Genomic DNA, 16966 nt, shown 5'->3' with positions numbered 1-16966 from the left:
TTATGAAGCTTGTGGGCCGGCGAAGCAGAACGCTCAGGATGCCAGTTCCGGCTTCCCTCCTTTGCCCGCGCTATCGCTCCGGTAGGCCTTGGCCCGGTAAGCGCCCGGCGAAAGCCCGGTCTGCTTCCGGAAAAACCGTGTGAAATAGCCGGGGTCTACAAATTGCAGCTCGTAGGCAATTTCGGCCACCGAGAGCGAGGTATATAATAGGTAGTTGTGCGCCCGCCGGATGGTGTGGGCCTGCACAATCTGCTGGGCCGTTTTGCCCTTTACGGCCTGGCAGATGCGGTTGAGGTGCACCGGCGTAATTTTTAGTTCCTGGGCAAAGTCGGATATTTTCTTCTCGAACGGGGCCGTGCGTTCAATGGCTTTCTGGAACTCGCGGAAGTAGTGCAGGGCGCGGTTGGGGCTTTCGTCCTGACCCCGATGGTGGTGCAGCAGCCGAAATATTTTCACGAACAACAGCTTGAAATAGCCATTCAGCGCGAGCTGCTTGCCAGGCAATTCCGAATTGATTTCCTCATGAATCTGCTGCTCCAGGGCCGATAAATCGGCGAAGCTGACTTCGGAGTTGAATTCGGACAGAATATGTAGCGCGTTGATTTCGACCAGCACGCCGGGCGTGGCTTGCAAAATGGTATCGAGCAGCGCTTCTGATAAGGTGAGGGTGCGGCCCTTCACCTGCGGGCTGAAGGTGAAGCCGTGCACGGTATTGGCCGGAATGATGACCAGGCAGGGCGTGCGCAGCTCCACCAGCTCGGTGGCCTCGAAGGCGGCGCGGCCGGCTTCGAGAAAAAACAGCTGGAACAGGTTTTCGTGCAGGTGCGGCTTCAGGCCCCAGTCGGTGAAGCGCTGCCGGGGCACGATGAGCTGGCTTTGCAGGTAGTCGTGCGAAATCCGGGCCTTGTGGTCGCCGTAGATTCCGTTGTAGCGAGCAATTTCGATGGCCATGGACAAAGATGCGAAAGACTGGGACAAAGCAAACCTAAAGATAAGCGTGCGTTGCATTACTCCCACCCTTGTGCGGCCCTGAGCCGTATACTTTCACCAGCGGAACAATTCGGACCTGATGCGGTTTGATTTGTCCCATTAAAGAAATGGTTTGTTTCACTGCTCCCAAGCGGCGATATTCTACCTTTGTACCAGAAGTCACGAGAATTCCCACCCAACACTTTCATAGCCATGCAAGAAGCCTCCACCCTTGCCGCCGACACCCGCAATCGTTTGCAGGCCCTCGGCTTCGAAAATACCGCCACCGTTCACCTCAATCCCACGCCGGCCGAGCTCATTGAGTACGCCCTGCGCAACGGCGAAGGCCACCTCACCGACACCGGCGCGCTGATGGCCGACACCGGCAAGTTCACCGGCCGCTCGCCCAAAGACCGGTTTGTGGTGAAGGACGCCAACACCGAAAACAGCGTGTGGTGGGGCGATATCAACATCCCTTTCGATACCGATAAATTCGACCAGCTGCACCAGAAAATGGTGGCTTACCTGGCCGATAAGGAGCTGTACGTGCGCGAAGCCTACGCCGGGGCAAACCCCGACTACCAGCTCAAGCTGCGCATCGTGAACGAGCAGGCCTGGCACAACCTGTTCTGCTACAATATGTTCCTACGCCCCGAAGAAGGCGCAGACACGTCCTGGACGCCCGATTTCAGCATCATCTGCGCCCCTGGCTTTGAAGCCGACCCGGCCGTGGACGGCACCCGCCAGCCCAACTTCGCCATTATCAACTTCACCAAGAAGATGATTCTGATTGGCGGCACGGGCTACGCCGGCGAGATGAAAAAAGGCATTTTTGGGGTACTGAACTACCTGCTGCCCCACGAGCACGAAACGCTGAGCATGCACTGCTCGGCCAACGTGGGCAAAAAGGGCGATACCGCCATCTTCTTCGGCCTCTCCGGCACCGGCAAAACCACCCTTTCGGCCGACCCCAACCGCGGCCTCATCGGCGACGACGAGCACGGCTGGACGCCCGAGGCCGGCATCTTCAACTTTGAAGGCGGCTGCTACGCCAAGGTAATTGACCTGAGCAAGGAGAAGGAGCCCGAGATTTTCGATGCCATCCGCTTCGGCTCCATCGTGGAGAACACGCGCTTCATCCCCGGCACGCACACGGTGGACTACGCCAACAAGTCGGTAACCGAAAACACGCGCACCGCATACCCCATCAACTTCATCCCCAACGCCATTGAGCCCGGCGTAGCCGATGCGCCGAAGAATATTTTCTTCCTCACGGCCGATGCTTTTGGCGTAATTCCGCCCATCAGCAAGCTCGACAAGAGCCACGCCATGTACTTGTTCATGTCGGGCTACACGGCCAAGGTGGCCGGCACTGAAATGGGCGTTACCGAGCCGCAGACCACGTTCTCAGCCTGTTTCGGCGCGGTGTTCCTGCCGCTGCATCCCACCAAATACGCCGAGATGCTGGGCAAAAAGATGGACGAGAACCCGGATATCAACGTCTGGCTCATCAACACGGGCTGGACGGGCGGTAGCTACGGCACCGGTTCGCGCATGAAACTGCCCTACACCCGCGCAATGATTACGGCGGCTCTCAACGGCCAGCTCGACGAGGTGAAATTTACCAAGCACCCCGTGTTTGGCATGATGGTGCCCGGCGCGGTACCCGGCGTGCCCACCGAAATTCTGGACCCACGCAACACCTGGGCCGACAAAGAAGCCTACGACAAAACGGCTTCGGACCTGGCCGAGAAGTTCGTGGTGAACTTTAAGAAATACGCCGAATTTGCCAACGAGGAAATTCTGGCCGGCGCGCCGCGCGTGGCAGTAGAAGCGTAAGCTTCAAAGCAGTTCACTCACCAGAAAGCCCCGTCGGTTGCAGCCGACGGGGCTTTTGCGTTGAAATTGAATCCACTTCTTCTGCCGCCAACCCGCAGCCGTAGCGGCCCGAATGCAACTGCCAATGCCTTTCGACTCCGTTCTTTGCACCCATGCATACCTTTTTCGCCCCCGACCTTGCCGGCCCCACCTATACGCTCCCCGAAGACGAAAGCAAGCACGCCATCCGCGTGCTGCGCCTGGGCATCGGCGACGAAGTGGAACTACTAGACGGCCGGGGCGGCCTCTATAAGGCGGCCGTGGCCGATGCGAACCCCAAGCGCTGCCAGCTGCGCATCACGCACCACGAAGCGGTAGCGCCTCGCCCCTACTTCACCCACGTGGCTGTGGCCCCCACCAAAAACCTCGACCGCATGGAGTGGTTCGTGGAAAAAGCCGTGGAAATTGGCGTGGAGCGCATTAGCTTCCTGCGCTGCGCCCGCTCCGAGCGCCGCGAGCTGAAGCTGGAGCGGCTGGAGAAAATCGCCATCAGCGCCCTGAAGCAGTCGGGCCAGGCGTGGATGCCGCAACTGGACGAAGTGACGGATTTCGGGGCTTTCGTGGCGGGCGCGACGCCCGAAACCACGTTTATCGCGCACTTGGAAGAGGGCGAGCGCACGGCGCTGGCGCAGGTAGTGGGTAATGGGACCGGCTGCTGCGTGCTCATCGGGCCGGAGGGCGATTTTACGCCGCAGGAAATTGCGCTGGCGCTGGCAAAAGGTATTCAGCCAGTGACGCTGGGGGCCTCGCGCCTGCGGACTGAAACGGCGGCGCTGGCGGTGGTGTTTACGGCGCAGCTAGTACGGAAATAAGTAATTATAAATTTCTTCTTACGTCTTTCGTATATGAACGAATTGATAAATAATGAAATAAGAAGAGAAAAAATATACAAATAAGTATCCCAAAAATAAAATTATTATCATAAATACTTTTAGCGAATTGTTTCAGAGTGAAGTCTCCTTTATCGTTTATAAAACACCCCAACACAGCAAAGACAATGATGAAAGTGAATGCATAAAAAAGAATACTAAATAGCCACCCGTGTATAGAGACAGGTTTGAAAGTCAAAAACAACCGTTGTGCTAAGCTTAATTGCCCAAAAGGCAAGAACTCGTTCTTTTTATAAAGAAAATCGATACTATACTTAATTTCATTTAACTCATCAACCAGTGTACTCATCAATTCTTCACCTTCAACTTGACCAGAAACCTTACGATAAACATCGTGATATTTTTCTAAGAAGTCTACTCTGCTCTTTGATTCTTCAAGCATGTTTTTTCTTATATTTTCACGATTCTTATTACTCAGGTAAGTAATTATAAATGGCAATAACACAGCTATTATTGCCGATACAATCTGCTCCATATTAAAAAAAGTAAAATTATTTTTCGAATTTTAAATAAGTGAAAAAAATTATATGTTTCTCCCAAATAAATTATGGTATCGGGTCAATATGAGGTACTGCATTGATTTCAGCCAATAGATAGTGAGCATAAACACTTCATTTTAGGTGTGATGACCCCATTTTGAGTCAGAAAATTAATTGGCCAACCTTTAAAGTTTCATCCTACTCCCCCACCAGCGCCGACGTATCCGCTGGCGAATCGGCTGCGGCGGCAGCTTCAGCCGCTTTTTTGGCCAGCTTCTTCTTGCGCCAGGGGGCGTCCTGCTCCCAGTCGCCGGCCATGATGCAGCCGTAGGGCTGGATTTCGTCGATGACGGTGGCGAGGTTGAAATCGGTGATTTGCTGCTTCACGTCCTCGGCGTTTTTGTAGGCGCTGGGCAGCTCGGAAATATCGATGCGGTTGAAGAAAAAGCGGGCGTCGATGCCCTGGGTTTCTTCGGCGAAAATTTCCTCGTTGGTCTGGCCGATTTTGCTGTATTTGTGGCGGGTGCGGCTGAGGTTACGGCCCGCGCCGTGCGGGGCAAAGCCGAGGTTATTGGCGGTCGTGGCACCTTCCACAATCAGGATGGGCTGCGCCATGTTGAGCGGGATGATGCGCGGGCCGGTGATGTCGGGCATGAATTTCGGGTCGAGCGGCGTGGCACCTTTGGCATGGTAGAATACGTCGCCGTCGCGGAACACGAAGTTGTGCTCGTTCCAGTAGCGCTGCAGCACGGGCGCGGCCAGCTGGGCGGCAATGGCTTCGTGCAACACCTCGTGGTTGCGCTTGGTCCAGGCGCGCACGGTTTGCAGGGCGCGCCAGTAGTTTTCGCCCTCCGGGGTATCGCTGGGAATCCAGGCGTTGGCGGGGTGGGTTTCGGGCGAAATCTCACGGCGAAAAAACTCGGCTATTTTCATGCCGTGGCCATATAGCACCGCACCCACGCCCCGCGAGCCGTGGTGCGTCACAAGCATGGTATCGCCGGTGGCGGCCGACACGCCCACGTAGAGGAAGTGGTTGCCGTCGCCCTGCGTACCGAGGTGCTCGCGGGCCATTTTCAGGCTGCGCTCGGAGTTCAGAAACGGATTGGCGCGCATTTCGGCTTCGATTTCGGCCGGCAGCGCAAACTGCCGCGCCTCCTCGCGCCCGCCGGGGCCGAAGTGGGTGATGCCCTGCGCCACGTCGAGCACCGTTTTGGGGTCCACTTTGCCCAGGTTGGTGAGCATGACGGAGCAGCAGATGTCGGCCGAGTGCATGCCGGGGTGAATGGCCCGGTGCGTGGCCACCACGCCGCCCACCGGAATGGTGCCCAGCGGCCCGGCCGGGCAGGCATCGGGCATAATGGCCCCGGCCACCACCGTGGGCGTGCACATGAGAAGGTCCATCGACTGCTTCACATAGTCAATATTGGCTTGCTCCACTGCCGTTTCGGCCCGGATATTTTCGTGGAAAGGCACCGGACGGGCCAGCAGCGGGATTTCCGGCGCAGGCTTCACGGTGTCGAGGTAGGCGTGCAGGGCCTCCCCTTCCAGCGCATTCGCGTTGATGTACTCCAGCGCGTCTTTAAACCATTTGCCGGGCTTCAGGCCCAGTTTTAGCAAGTCGTTTCCCGTTACCATTGGTCGGTGGTTGATGTTGGCCAGCTTGTTGGCCGACGCTGCAAGAACGCAAAGTTTCGCCCAGCGCGGGGCAGCCGGCGGCTGGCAGGTAGCGGCCCATCGCGAGTTGCCGGATAGCAGCCAGATGTGCCAACAGCACCAACGGCACCACGCAGCCCGGCAGCCATACAAACGGAAAATGCAGAATGGCTATGTTGGGCTGCTCGAAGGCGAAGCGTTGCAAGGGCGTGGGAGCCGACAGCAACGCACTGACCACGATGTTGAGCAGGGAAGCCAGCCCGAGGATATTCCACAGTAGCAGCCCCGGGCGGCCCGACAGCATCTTACGGCGGGCGAAGTAATAAACCACCGGCGCCGTCAGGCCCAGCACAATATCCCAGTTCCGGCCTTCAAAGGTCATCAGTTTCGGCACCGCTTTTTGCAGGTACAGCCCGAACAAAACCAGCTCGACCGGGAACCGGACCACATGAAGCAGGGTCAATAGTTCGAGGCGCAAACCATCGAGCCAACGGCGGCCGGCCGTGGTGGCAAAAAGCGCCATAATCAGGAGCAACGGCGGCACCAGCAAAAGCGCCATCCGTGGCGGCAGCGTGGTGCTGCTGGTGTAAAAGCCGCTCAGGCCCACCACACCTTGCACCAGCAGCCACGCCAGCAATAGCAGCAATGCCCGTTTCGACCGCTGCGCGGCAAGGTAAAAGAACCAGACGGCGAGGCCCGTGGTGAAGCCGAAGACAATGCCGGTGAGCGTAGTATGAGGGAGCATGTGCATGGCCGGGCGGATTGATTTTTGGTTCGCTGCAAAGGAACTGGCTGCCCGGCCGGACCCGCTTGCCAAATGGCAAGAAATGCCCGCCGGCGCTACCTCAGGGCCGCGCCTTTCCGAATCCGACTCAGCGAAGTATCGGTTATGCCGAGGTAGGAGGCCACGGTTTTGAGCGGCGCGTGCTGGAGAATTTCGGGGCTGGCGCGCAGCAGGCTTTCGTAGCGGGCGGCGGCAGACTCGGTTATCAGGGCCAGCATGCGGCTTTTGAGGGCCGCGTAGCCGCGCACCAGCACCGAGCGGCCAAACTCCCGGAACTCGGGCCGGGCATGAAACAGCGCGTTCAGCCGCTGGTGCGTGATGCTCCAGCCCTGGCAGCTGGTGAGGGCCTGAATGTACTCCTGCGAGGGCGTGCGGGTGAAAAAGGACGCCACCTCGAATACGACTTGGCCGCTGCCATAAAAACCGGTGGTCACGTCGTGGCCATCCGTGTCGTAGGCAAAGGCACGCATGAACCCGCTGTCCAGAAACAGATAGTCGTCGCTGATGCGGCCGGCTTGCAGCAGGAAGCTATTCTTATCGAACTTCTTGTGAATGAAGTCGCTGGCAATTTCTTCCGCCTGGCCGGCATTGATAAGGCCGGTGCTTTGCAAGAACCGGGTTAGTTTCTCATTGCTCATTGAGGCTGTTTAGTAATTGGTCAGATGCCTGTGCGCTCCTCGTTGTGGGGGGGAGCAGGTCGATTCTGTTCGACAACAAAACGCAAATGTGCGTCTTCATGGCGCGCTGGGGACTTGGCAGACAGGTCCGTTTGTTTTGCCCCGCCAAGGCCCACAGCGGCCAGTTGCGCTACAAGGTAGCGGGCATGATTACTTTGCAGGTATCCGGAGCCAGCCTCAATGCGAAATTGGTAGCGGCCACGGCCGAACTTTCCCACGCCGCGCTTAATTATAGCGCTCAATAAGCTGCTCCTGTTTATCCGTCGCTATGCTGAAATCCCTGCTGCTATCCGTTGCCATTCTGCTCACCCTCACGGCCGCCGCGCCCGCCCCCAGCTTCCGCATTGCCAAGCTGCACTACGGCGGCGGCGGCGACTGGTACGCCAACAAAACCTCGCTACCCAACCTCATCAGCTTCTGCAACCAGGCCCTGAAAACCAACATTGCGCCCGACGAAGCCACCGTGGAGCTCGATGCGCCGGAGCTGCTCTCCTACCCTTTCCTGCACATGACCGGGCACGGCAACGTGAGCTTTACCGCCGTGGAGGCCAAAAACCTGCGCCAGTACCTCATCGGCGGCGGCTTTCTGCACATTGACGACAATTACGGGCTCGATAAATTTATCCGGCCCGAGATGAAGAAGGTATTTCCCGAGTTCGAATTTGTGGAATTGCCCTTCTCGCATCCTATTTATCATCAGAAATACCAGTTCCCGCGGGGCCTGCCCAAGGTGCACGAGCACGACGGCAAGCGGGCCCAGGGCTTCGGGCTGGTGTACAAGGGCCGGCTGGTGTGCTTCTACTCTTATGAGTGCGACCTCGGCAACGGCTGGGAAGACGTGGGAACCTACCCCGAAGACTCGCCCGCCACGCACGAGGCCGCCCTGCGCATGGGGGCCAACCTGGTGAGCTACGCCCTGACCCAGGACTGAGCAAAAGTCGCCGCGCCGCGCTCAATGGCCTACTTTCGCCCAGCTAACGTTGTCCTGTTCTATGCCCAACCCTCCGGAAAGCCCGGCTATTCTGCCGCGTCTTCGTCACGAAACCAGACCCTTCCACGATGCCGTGGAGCAAAACCCATTTAACCTGGCCCTGGCGGCAGGCACGGTAACGGCCGCCGATACCGCCCGGTTCCTGGCCAGGATGTATGGCTTTCTGGCACCGTACGAGGCGCAGCTGCACGCCCAGGCCGCCCTTTTCGGGCCGGCCTGGCAGCTCGACCAGCGCTACCGCGCGCCCCTCATCCTGGAAGATTTGGCCCGGCTGGGCCACGATGCCGCGCCGCCGCTCTACCCCGGGCTGCCGCCGCTCGGCACCCGAGCCCAGCTGCTGGGGGCCATGTACGTGCTCGAAGGCTCGACGCTGGGCGGGCAGGTAATTGCGCGGCAGCTCGACAAAGCGGGCATTGCCGCGCACGCCTTTTTCACGGGCCGGGCCGAGCGCACCGGGCCGCTCTGGAAGGCCTTTTGCCAGCACCTGACCGAAGCTGCCGAAACCGAAGAGCCGGCGGCCATCGTGGCTTCGGCCGTTCTCACGTTCCAAGCATTATCCGCATGGCTGAATCAGCGCTAACCCTTACCGATGAACGCCTGCTGGGCCAGCCCATCACGCTCAGCAACTGCGACCGGGAGCCCATTCACATCCCCGGCCTGATTCAGCCCTACGGCTTTTTGCTGTGCCTCGATGAGCAGAGTCGCCGCGTGGTGCAGGCCAGCGCCAACACGCTGGCGCTGCTCGGCATCGTTCCCGAAAACATTATCGGGGCCGGCTTAGGCATTTTGCTGGAGCCAGAGCAGCTGGTGGCAGTAGAGCGCCTGTGGGCCACGCTGGGGCCGGAGGCGCGGCTGCTGGGCATTCGCCTGGGGCGGGTGGTGGGCCAGCCGGCCTACAAGCTCATCCTGCATCGCTACGATGGCCTGCTGTGGGTGGAAGGCGAGCCGGTGGCCGATACCACGGTCAGCGCCTTCGACCTGTCGGCGCTCAACATGAGCCTGGGCAGCCTGCTCGCAGCCGAAACCGTGCTCGACTGCTGCCAGCTAACCGCCGAGCAGGTGCGGGCCATCACCGGGTTCGACCGGGTGGCCATCTACCGTTTCGCGCCCGACGACAGCGGCGAAGTAATTGCCGAGGCCGTGCGCGAAGACCTGCCCCCCTGGCTGGGCATGCACTACCCGGCCACCGACATTCCGAAGCAGGCGCGGGCCATGTACCTCAAAAACTGGCTCCGCTTCATTCCCAATGCCCGGTACCAGCCGGTGCCGCTGGTGCCTGCCGTGGCACCCGGGGCCAGCCGCCCGCCCGACATGACGTATTCGGTGCTGCGCAGCGTGTCGCCCATTCACCTCGAGTACCTGCATAACCTGGGCTCGGAGGCGACAATGACCATTTCGCTCATTCAGGAAGGGCAGCTGTGGGGCATGATAACCTGCCACCACCAAACCCCGCGCCTGGTGAGCTACGAGCTGCGCGACCTGTGCCAGTTTTTGGGCAAAACCGTGTCGGTGCTACTCAAAGGCAAGGAGCAGCAGGACGAGCAGGCTTACCGCCTGCGCATCCGTGAGGCCCAGGTGCGGCTGTTCGATTTGGTGAGCACGCAGGTAAATTTTCTGGATGGCCTGCACCGCTTCACCCCCAGCCTGCTGGATGTGCTGGACTGCGGCGGCGCGGCCATTTGCTTTGATGGTGAAATCATTACCCTCGGCCACACGCCCACGCCCGCCCAGATTACGGAGCTGGTGGAATGGCTGCGCATCCACAACCCGCACGATATTTTCGTGACCGATTCCTACGCCCGGCTGAACCCGGCCGGTAAGTTCATTAGGAGTACGGCCAGCGGCATTCTGGCCGTGGCGCTGGCCCGCGAGGCGGGGGAGTACATCTTCTGGTTTCGGCCCGAGCAGCTGCAAACCGTGACCTGGGCCGGCCGCCACGAAAAAAACCAGACCACCGTGGATGGGCAGATTTTTCTCTCGCCCCGGCAGTCGTTTGAGGCCTGGAAGCAGACCGTGGAGGAAACATCGGCCCCGTGGCAGCCCCTCGAAATTGAGGCGGCCAAAGAAATTCGCCTGCATATTTCCGACATCCGGCTAAAAGTCTTCAACGAGCTGCAAGCCAAGGCCATCAGCCTGGCCCGCCTCAACGCCGAGCTGGAGCGCAGCAACGACGAGCTGGACTCGTTTGCCTACGTGGCCTCGCACGACCTCAAGGAGCCGTTGCGCGGCATTCATAACTACTCGCTGTTTTTGCTGGAAGACTACGCCGATAAGCTTGATGCCGAGGGCGTGAGCAAGCTCCAGACCCTGGTGCGCCTCAGCCAACGCATGGAATCCCTGATTGAGGCGCTGCTGCAGCTCTCGCGCGTGAGCCGGGTTGAAATGGCGGTGGAGGCCGTGAACCTGAACGATGCCCTGGCCGACATTATCGACCTGCTGCACCCCCGCCTGGAGCAAACCCGCACCACGGTGACGGTGCCCGTTTCCCTGCCCACCGTGCGCGGCAACCGCACCTTGGTGCACGAGGTATTCAACAACCTGCTGACCAACGCCCTGCGCTACAATAACCACCCCGAGAAGCACGTTACCATTGGCGTGGCCCCGCCCGCAATTCGTGGCCCCAAAGGCACCGGTGACCCGGCCGATTTTACCGTTATTTACGTACACGATAACGGCATCGGCATCGACCCGAAGCACCACGACAATATTTTTAAAATATTCAAGCGCCTGCACGCGCAGGACAAGTACGGTGGAGGCACCGGCGCGGGCCTGGCCATTGCCCGGAAGCTGGTGGAAAAACACGGCGGCGAGTTGTGGGTTGATTCCACACTCGGCCATGGTGCCACCTTTTATTTTTCGCTGGCCAACAATCTGTAAATTAATGAATCCCACCGCCCTCATCCCCATCCTCGTGGTGGAAGACAGCGTCGAAGACTTCACGGCCCTGAGCCGGGCCTTCCACAAAAATGCGGTGACCAACCCCGTGCTGCGCTGCGAAGACGGCGACCAGGCCCTCGAATACCTCAAGGGCTACGGCAAGCACCCGAACTGGCCCAGCCAGCTGCCCGTCATCATCCTGCTCGACCTCAATATGCCCGGCACCGATGGCCGCGCCGTGCTCAACGTCCTGAAAAATGACCCGGCCCTGCACAGTATTCCGGTCATCGTATTCACTACTTCGTCAAATAGCACCGATATTGCCGAGTGCTACCGCCTGGGGGCCAACAGCTACCTAACCAAGCCCATTGGCTACCCCGAGCTGGAAGAAAAAGTACGGCTTATTATTCGTTATTGGCTGGAGGCTTCCGAGCTTCCGCTGGCTGGCTAAACCTCTGTGAAGCGAATCTTACTGATTGACGACAATCCGGAGGACCGGATGCTGTACCGGCGCTTCCTTGGCCAGAACACTGGATTTCAGCGCATTGAAATCATAGAGGCCGCTTCGGGGGCCGAGGGCCTGGAGCAATTTCAGCTGCAGCAGCCCGACTGCGTGCTGCTCGATTACAACCTGCCCGACACCGACGGCCTCGACCTGCTCGACGCCCTGAACGAGCTGGCCCCGCCCGATACGCTGTGCGTGGTGATGATAACCGGCGGCGGCAACGAAGCCCTGGCCGTGCGCGCCCTCAACTCCGGCGCCCTCGACTACCTGGTGAAACAGCAGTTTGACCGCGAGCTGCTCAATAAAACCGTGCTGTACGCCATCGAGAAAAACGAGTGGCGCCAGTACGTGGCCCGCTACCACGGCGAGCTGCAGGGCGTGAACCGCGAGCTGCGCGACTCCCTGGCCGCGCTCACCGAAACCCGGCAGGAGCTCCACGAGAAAAACACCCAGCTCAGCGCCGCCAACCAGGAAATCGGGGCGCGCAACCGCCTTCTGGCCCGCACCAATCAGGACCTCGACAACTTCGTGTACGCGGCCAGCCACGACCTGCGCCAGCCCCTCAACAACCTGCGCGGCCTCTTCGACGAGCTTCGCCGCAGCGCCACCTTCCAGGACCCCGAGGAGGCCGTGGTGCTGCGCCTGCTGGAAGAATCGCTGCACAGCCTGTCCACCACCATCACCGACCTGGCCGCCGTGGTGCAGGAGCAGCGCAGCCCCGGCAAGCAGGCCGCCGAGGAGGTTGGCCTGGCCAGCCTCGTAGCCGATGTGCTAAAGGCCCTGCGCCCGCAGCTAACAGCCACCGAAGCCCACGTCGACACCGACTTGGCCGGTTTGCCCGCCCTGCGCTACGTGCGCAGCAACCTGCGCACCATCCTCATCAACTTGCTGGGCAATGCCCTCAAGTACCGGCATCCGGCCCGGGTGCCTCATATTCAGGTTCGCACCTATGAGGACAGTGGCTGCCCGGTACTCGAAGTGCGCGACAACGGCCTGGGCATGAACCTGGACCGCTACGGCTCCGAGCTATTCCAGCTGTTCCGGCGGTTCCATCCGCAGGCGGGCGAGGGCACGGGCGTGGGCCTGTTCCTCGTCAACCGGCTGGTGCATTCCGAGGGCGGCCACATCGCCGTCGAAAGCGAGGAAGGCCAGGGCACGGTATTCCGGGTGTTTTTGCACGGCGAGGGCGGCCATTGTTAGCATCTAACGTTGTCATTCCGACGCAGGAGGAATCTGAAATAAGCCTGACCGACAGCTCATCTCAGATTCCTCCTGCGTCGGAATGACGGTTTTTGTTTCAGCGCACGCCCTGCGCGGGGAAGCGCCCCGACTTGGTGCGGTAAAACGCTTTAATTCGGGCTTCGTCAGCTTCGTAGTCGCCCGTAGGCCACACCGCTTCGCCGATACCGGCTTCCTTTTTGGCATAGTCCAGATACCCCAGCCGAATGGGCACGTGGGCGCCCAGAGCAGCAAAATAGTAGCCCTTGCGCCAGCGCGGCTGGTAGGCGCGCGTGCCTTCCGGCGTGATGAGAATCACCAAGTCTTCGTGTGTATCAAACAGCTTCACCATGCCATCCACGAGGCTGTTGTTGCGGCTGCGGTCCACGGCCAGGCCCCCAATGGCCTTCACCAGCCAGCCCAGCGCCCAGTTTTCGGTCCACTCCTTTTTCACGGTGAAGCGCACCGGCACGCCCATCAGGTAGAAGGCGGCCCGGGCTATGATAATGTCCCAATTGCTGGTGTGCGGGGCCGCAATCATCATGCTCTTCCTGATTTCGGGATTGTGAATCTCGCCCAGGTGCCAGCCGGCTACTTTGAACACGAGTGTGGCCATGGAATGCCAGAAGGGAGATTTTTCGCGAGGAGACATTGTTGAGGAATACGGGTAGTAAGGGATGCGTTGGCACTTCGGAACCCAACAGGGCCCTGAAGCAACTGGCAAAACTAGGCGTTTGAAGTAACTTATGGATGCCCGGCCCGGCCGAAAAGGACGAACATTAGCCTTCTGGAGGCGGCCAGTGCCTGCCGCCCGTTCACAGCAGTGCCTGTAAAGCCTCGGCCTGGCCCATGGCGTAGCGGTAGCCAATGTCGAACAGCTCGGGGCCGCGCTTGTAGCCCAGGGGCCGGTAATGGCGCAGCTCGGGCGGCTCCAGCAGCAGGTGGCACTGGCTTTTGCGGGCCGCCGTGTTGGCGTTGATGGCCAGTTGCAGGGTCCGCTCAACCAGGCGGCGGAAGGTGGGAATGCGGGCTTCGGGGTTGATGGGGTTGCAGTGCACGCCCACCACGCGCAGGTCGGGCTGGCCCAGCAGCGGCTCTACGGGCAGGTTATTGAGCAGGCCGCCATCCACCAGCTGCCGGCCCTGGTACTCCACCGGCCGGTAGATAATGGGCACCGCCGACGAAGCCAGCAGCGGCGGCAGCAGCGGCCCAGCGCTGAAATACACCGACTCGCCCACCATCAAATCCGTCGCCACCAAAGTCAGGGGCCGGCTCAAATCCTCAAAGTTGACCGTGCTGCCCAGGTGCCGGGCCAGCAGTTGCTCCACCGCGTCGAGGTGCAGCAGCCCAAACCGGCTAAACGCCGGCCGTGTGAGCCGAAAGACATTGGTGCTCAGCAGCAGCCGCAAAATCTCGCGCGGCGCAAAGCCCGCCGCGTAAAACACGCTGGCAATGGCTCCCGAGCTCACGCCGGCCAGCCGCGCCACCGGCAGCTGCAGCTCATCGAGGGCCGCCAGCACGCCCAGATGCGCAATTCCGCGCGCGCCGCCTCCCGATAATGCCAACCCAAGCTGCGGGCTGATGGGTTGATGGATTGGTGAATTGACGGGTTGTTGAGTAACCTGCACGTTGTTATCTATTGGTAGTTAGCCTGATACGGTTTTCTCATCCATCCGCCACTCCGCCAACTCACAAATCCGCCACTCGCAGGGTCTGGTCCAAGCGCACGCCTTTCTCGGTCAGGGCCACGGTGCAGGCTTCGTTGGTGGGGTCGTGCTCCAGCAGCAGCACCCAGTTTTCGGCAGCTGCGCGGCGCAGCACGGCTTCTTTTTCGGGCATGGTAATGAGCGGGCGTACGTCGTAGCTCATCACATAGGGCAACGGAATATGGGCGGCGCTGGGCAGCAAATCGGCCATAAAGGCCAGCGTGTGGCCTTTGTAGTCCATCACCGGCACCATCATCTTCTCGGTGTGCCCGTCGGCCAGAATAATTTCGCGGAATTGCGGCAGCGCATCGGGCACACCCTTTTGCAGGTCGACAAACTTCAAATGTCCGCTTTCCTGAATCGGCAGAATATTCTCCTTCAGAAAGCTGGCCTTTTCGCGCGGGTTGGGCGTCACGGCCCAGTCCCAGTGCGCCTCGTTGCTCCAATAGGTAGCGTTGGGGAAAGCCAGCTGCAACACCCCATTGGGCCGGCGCTGCACCGAGCCGCCGCAGTGGTCGAAGTGCAGGTGCGTGAGAAAAACGTCGGTAATATCGGCGCTGGTGAAGCCCAGCTTGCGCAGGGACTTCTCCAGCGTGTCGTCGCCATGCAGGTAAAAATGGCCCCGAAACTTCTCGTCCTGCTTGTCGCCAATGCCGTTGTCGATGAGCAGCAACCGGCCGCCGTCCTCAATCAGCAGGCAGCGCATGGCCCAGGTGCACATGTTGTTGGCATCGGGCGGATTCAGCTTCTGCCACATGCTTTTGGGCACCACGCCAAACATGGCGCCGCCATCGAGCTTGAAAAGGCCGGTATCAATGGTATGAACTTTCATTATTTTAAGGGTATGCGGGTGGGAGGGTATGGGGGTAAGAGGGACAATTATACGCTACTATTCCAACTCCTGCCCTCCTACCCCCATACCCTCCTGCCCCAACTTATTCCACCACCACGCCCATCGCCGAAAACTTGTCAATCCGTTGCGAAATCCGGTCTTCCACCGAAATCGCGCTCAGTTCTTTCAACGTCTTGAGCAGGGTATTTTTCAGCGTTTCAATCATCACCTCGGGCGCAGTATGAGCCCCGCCCAGCGGCTCCTTCACGATGCCATCGACCAGCCCAGCCGATTTCATATCCGTCGCCGTGAGCTTAAGTGCCTCAGCCGCCTGCTCTTTATAATCCCAGGAGCGCCACAGAATGCTGCTGCACGATTCCGGCGAAATAACGGAGTACCAGGTGTTTTCCAGCATCAGCACCCGGTCGCCGATGGCAATACCCAGAGCCCCGCCGCTCGCGCCCTCCCCAATAACAACGCAGATAACCGGCACCTTCAGCATAAACATCTCCTTCAGGTTGCGGGCAATGGCCTCACCCTGCCCCCGCTCTTCGGCCTCCAGGCCCGGAAAGGCACCGGGCGTATCAATCAATGTCACCACCGGCACGTTGAACTTTTCGGCCAGCTTCATCAGGCGCAGGGCCTTGCGGTAGCCCTCCGGGTTGGGCATGCCGAAGTTGCGAAACTGCCGCTGCTTGGTGTTGTGCCCCTTCTGCTGGCCAATAAACATGACGGCCTGCCCGTCAATCTCGCCGAAGCCGCCCACCATGGCCTTGTCGTCGCCCACGGTGCGGTCGCCGTGCAGCTCCACGAACTTATCGGCCATGCCATCTATATAGTCCAGGGTATAGGGCCGCTCCGGATGGCGCGAAAGCTGCACCCGCTGCCAGCGCGTGAGGTTGGCGTAGGTTTCCTTTTTGAGGTCTTTAATGCGTTTTTCCAGCGCCGCGACGGCTTCGCCTACTTCCACATCGCTGTCGGCAGCGAGTTTCTGCATTTCAAGAAGCTTGCCTTCGAGGGCAGCAATGGGTTGTTCAAAATCGAGGAGCATGGACTGCGAAGCGTATTTACGTGGAGTGGGAAAGCGAAAATAGCGGGCGGCACGGTTAAAAAGGGGTTTGGCCCTACTATCTGCGCCCCCAAATGCCGCTGCGAAGGCGGATGGCAAAGGTAAAACATCTGCCGTTGCGGCAAGGCGCAAAAATTAATGTTCCTGAGAAACAACCTTCAAGCTCCCAAACAGCCCTTTTTTTACAGAAATATTGGCCCCATACTTGCAGGGCGCAGTTTTCTTGCCCTACCTTTGTAACACCAAAACGGAAAAGCACACGGCTTCTCCACCAAGGCAAACGGTTTGGTAGTTCAGTTGGTTAGAATGCCGCCCTGTCACGGCGGAGGTCGCGGGTTCGAGTCCCGTCCAGACCGCCAGTTTGCAAATAAACGCCCTGTAAGTATCTAACTTACAGGGCGTTTTTCTTTTATCGCAATTCGAGGGGACAGCTCAGGG

The 16966-nt window shown here is 59.6% G+C and carries 16 protein-coding genes and 1 tRNA gene; 8 read left to right on the top strand and 9 right to left on the bottom strand.

The features are described 5' to 3' along the window. Positions 1 to 33: 33 nt before the first annotated feature. Positions 34 to 951, bottom strand: a complete 918-nt coding sequence (locus HBN54_RS10520; protein WP_168673150.1) for a helix-turn-helix domain-containing protein — start codon at positions 949 to 951, stop codon at positions 34 to 36. Positions 952 to 1182: 231 nt separating this feature from the next. Here HBN54_RS10520 and pckA point away from each other — a divergent pair, with 231 nt between their 5' ends. Continuing rightward, entirely contained in the window at positions 1183 to 2808 is a 1626-nt protein-coding gene (gene pckA / locus HBN54_RS10515) for a phosphoenolpyruvate carboxykinase (ATP) (RefSeq protein ID WP_168673149.1), read from the top strand. A gap of 152 nt (positions 2809 to 2960) precedes the next feature. Then, entirely contained in the window at positions 2961 to 3659 is a 699-nt protein-coding gene (locus HBN54_RS10510) for a 16S rRNA (uracil(1498)-N(3))-methyltransferase (protein ID WP_168673148.1), read from the top strand. A gap of 4 nt (positions 3660 to 3663) precedes the next feature. On the opposite strand, the gene HBN54_RS10505 is transcribed toward HBN54_RS10510, so the two are convergent. From HBN54_RS10505 to HBN54_RS10490, 4 genes are all read right to left on the bottom strand, one after another. Further along, positions 3664 to 4212, bottom strand: a complete 549-nt coding sequence (locus HBN54_RS10505) for a hypothetical protein (RefSeq protein WP_168673147.1) — start codon at positions 4210 to 4212, stop codon at positions 3664 to 3666. A gap of 202 nt (positions 4213 to 4414) precedes the next feature. Then, positions 4415 to 5851, bottom strand: coding sequence for an RtcB family protein (locus tag HBN54_RS10500; protein WP_168673146.1), 1437 nt, complete (start codon positions 5849 to 5851; stop codon positions 4415 to 4417). Next, entirely contained in the window at positions 5796 to 6620 is an 825-nt protein-coding gene (locus HBN54_RS10495) for a hypothetical protein (protein WP_210428021.1), read from the bottom strand. Before HBN54_RS10495 ends, HBN54_RS10500 begins: the two co-directional genes overlap by 56 nt. Before the next feature lie 89 nt (positions 6621 to 6709). Then, on the bottom strand, positions 6710 to 7291 hold the full coding sequence (locus tag HBN54_RS10490) for a Crp/Fnr family transcriptional regulator (protein WP_168673145.1): 582 nt from the start codon (positions 7289 to 7291) through the stop codon (positions 6710 to 6712). Positions 7292 to 7598: 307 nt separating this feature from the next. Between HBN54_RS10490 and HBN54_RS10485 the strand changes: the two genes are divergently transcribed. The 5 genes from HBN54_RS10485 to HBN54_RS10465 all read left to right on the top strand — a co-directional run bounded on the left by HBN54_RS10485 (position 7599) and on the right by HBN54_RS10465 (position 12903). Then, positions 7599 to 8261 (top strand): DUF4159 domain-containing protein, encoded by a 663-nt coding sequence (locus HBN54_RS10485; protein WP_168673144.1) that lies wholly within the window; start codon positions 7599 to 7601, stop codon positions 8259 to 8261. A 61-nt stretch (positions 8262 to 8322) separates the two neighbouring features. Continuing rightward, the gene (locus HBN54_RS10480; protein ID WP_168673143.1) at positions 8323 to 8901 is read left to right on the top strand and encodes a biliverdin-producing heme oxygenase; all 579 of its coding nucleotides are present in this window, start codon (positions 8323 to 8325) and stop codon (positions 8899 to 8901) included. Then, positions 8883 to 11198: an ATP-binding protein gene (locus tag HBN54_RS10475; protein ID WP_168673142.1), complete on the top strand. Its 2316-nt coding sequence runs from the start codon at positions 8883 to 8885 to the stop codon at positions 11196 to 11198. Before HBN54_RS10480 ends, HBN54_RS10475 begins: the two co-directional genes overlap by 19 nt. A gap of 4 nt (positions 11199 to 11202) precedes the next feature. Beyond that, the gene (locus HBN54_RS10470) at positions 11203 to 11649 is read left to right on the top strand and encodes a response regulator (RefSeq protein ID WP_168673141.1); all 447 of its coding nucleotides are present in this window, start codon (positions 11203 to 11205) and stop codon (positions 11647 to 11649) included. A 6-nt stretch (positions 11650 to 11655) separates the two neighbouring features. Further along, a complete protein-coding gene (locus tag HBN54_RS10465) occupies positions 11656 to 12903 on the top strand; it encodes a sensor histidine kinase (RefSeq protein ID WP_168673140.1) in 1248 nt (415 codons plus the stop codon). Positions 12904 to 13000: 97 nt separating this feature from the next. Here HBN54_RS10465 and HBN54_RS10460 read toward each other — a convergent pair whose 3' ends face one another. The 4 genes from HBN54_RS10460 to HBN54_RS10445 form a co-directional block, all read right to left on the bottom strand. Beyond that, positions 13001 to 13573 (bottom strand): 1-acyl-sn-glycerol-3-phosphate acyltransferase, encoded by a 573-nt coding sequence (locus HBN54_RS10460; RefSeq protein WP_168673139.1) that lies wholly within the window; start codon positions 13571 to 13573, stop codon positions 13001 to 13003. A gap of 163 nt (positions 13574 to 13736) precedes the next feature. After that, on the bottom strand, positions 13737 to 14486 hold the full coding sequence (locus HBN54_RS10455; RefSeq protein WP_210428020.1) for a patatin-like phospholipase family protein: 750 nt from the start codon (positions 14484 to 14486) through the stop codon (positions 13737 to 13739). A 124-nt stretch (positions 14487 to 14610) separates the two neighbouring features. Beyond that, positions 14611 to 15459, bottom strand: coding sequence for an MBL fold metallo-hydrolase (locus tag HBN54_RS10450; RefSeq protein WP_168673138.1), 849 nt, complete (start codon positions 15457 to 15459; stop codon positions 14611 to 14613). A 103-nt stretch (positions 15460 to 15562) separates the two neighbouring features. Next, positions 15563 to 16510, bottom strand: a complete 948-nt coding sequence (locus tag HBN54_RS10445) for an acetyl-CoA carboxylase carboxyltransferase subunit alpha (protein ID WP_168673137.1) — start codon at positions 16508 to 16510, stop codon at positions 15563 to 15565. A gap of 300 nt (positions 16511 to 16810) precedes the next feature. Here HBN54_RS10445 and HBN54_RS10440 point away from each other — a divergent pair. Next, a tRNA-Asp gene (locus HBN54_RS10440) sits at positions 16811 to 16887 on the top strand. Positions 16888 to 16966 lie beyond the last annotated feature (79 nt).

Source organism: Hymenobacter artigasi, from assembly GCF_012275535.1.
Taxonomy (GTDB): domain Bacteria; phylum Bacteroidota; class Bacteroidia; order Cytophagales; family Hymenobacteraceae; genus Hymenobacter; species Hymenobacter artigasi.
Note: the sequence above shows the minus strand (reverse complement) of the source record. Positions and strands in the feature narration are given on the sequence as shown.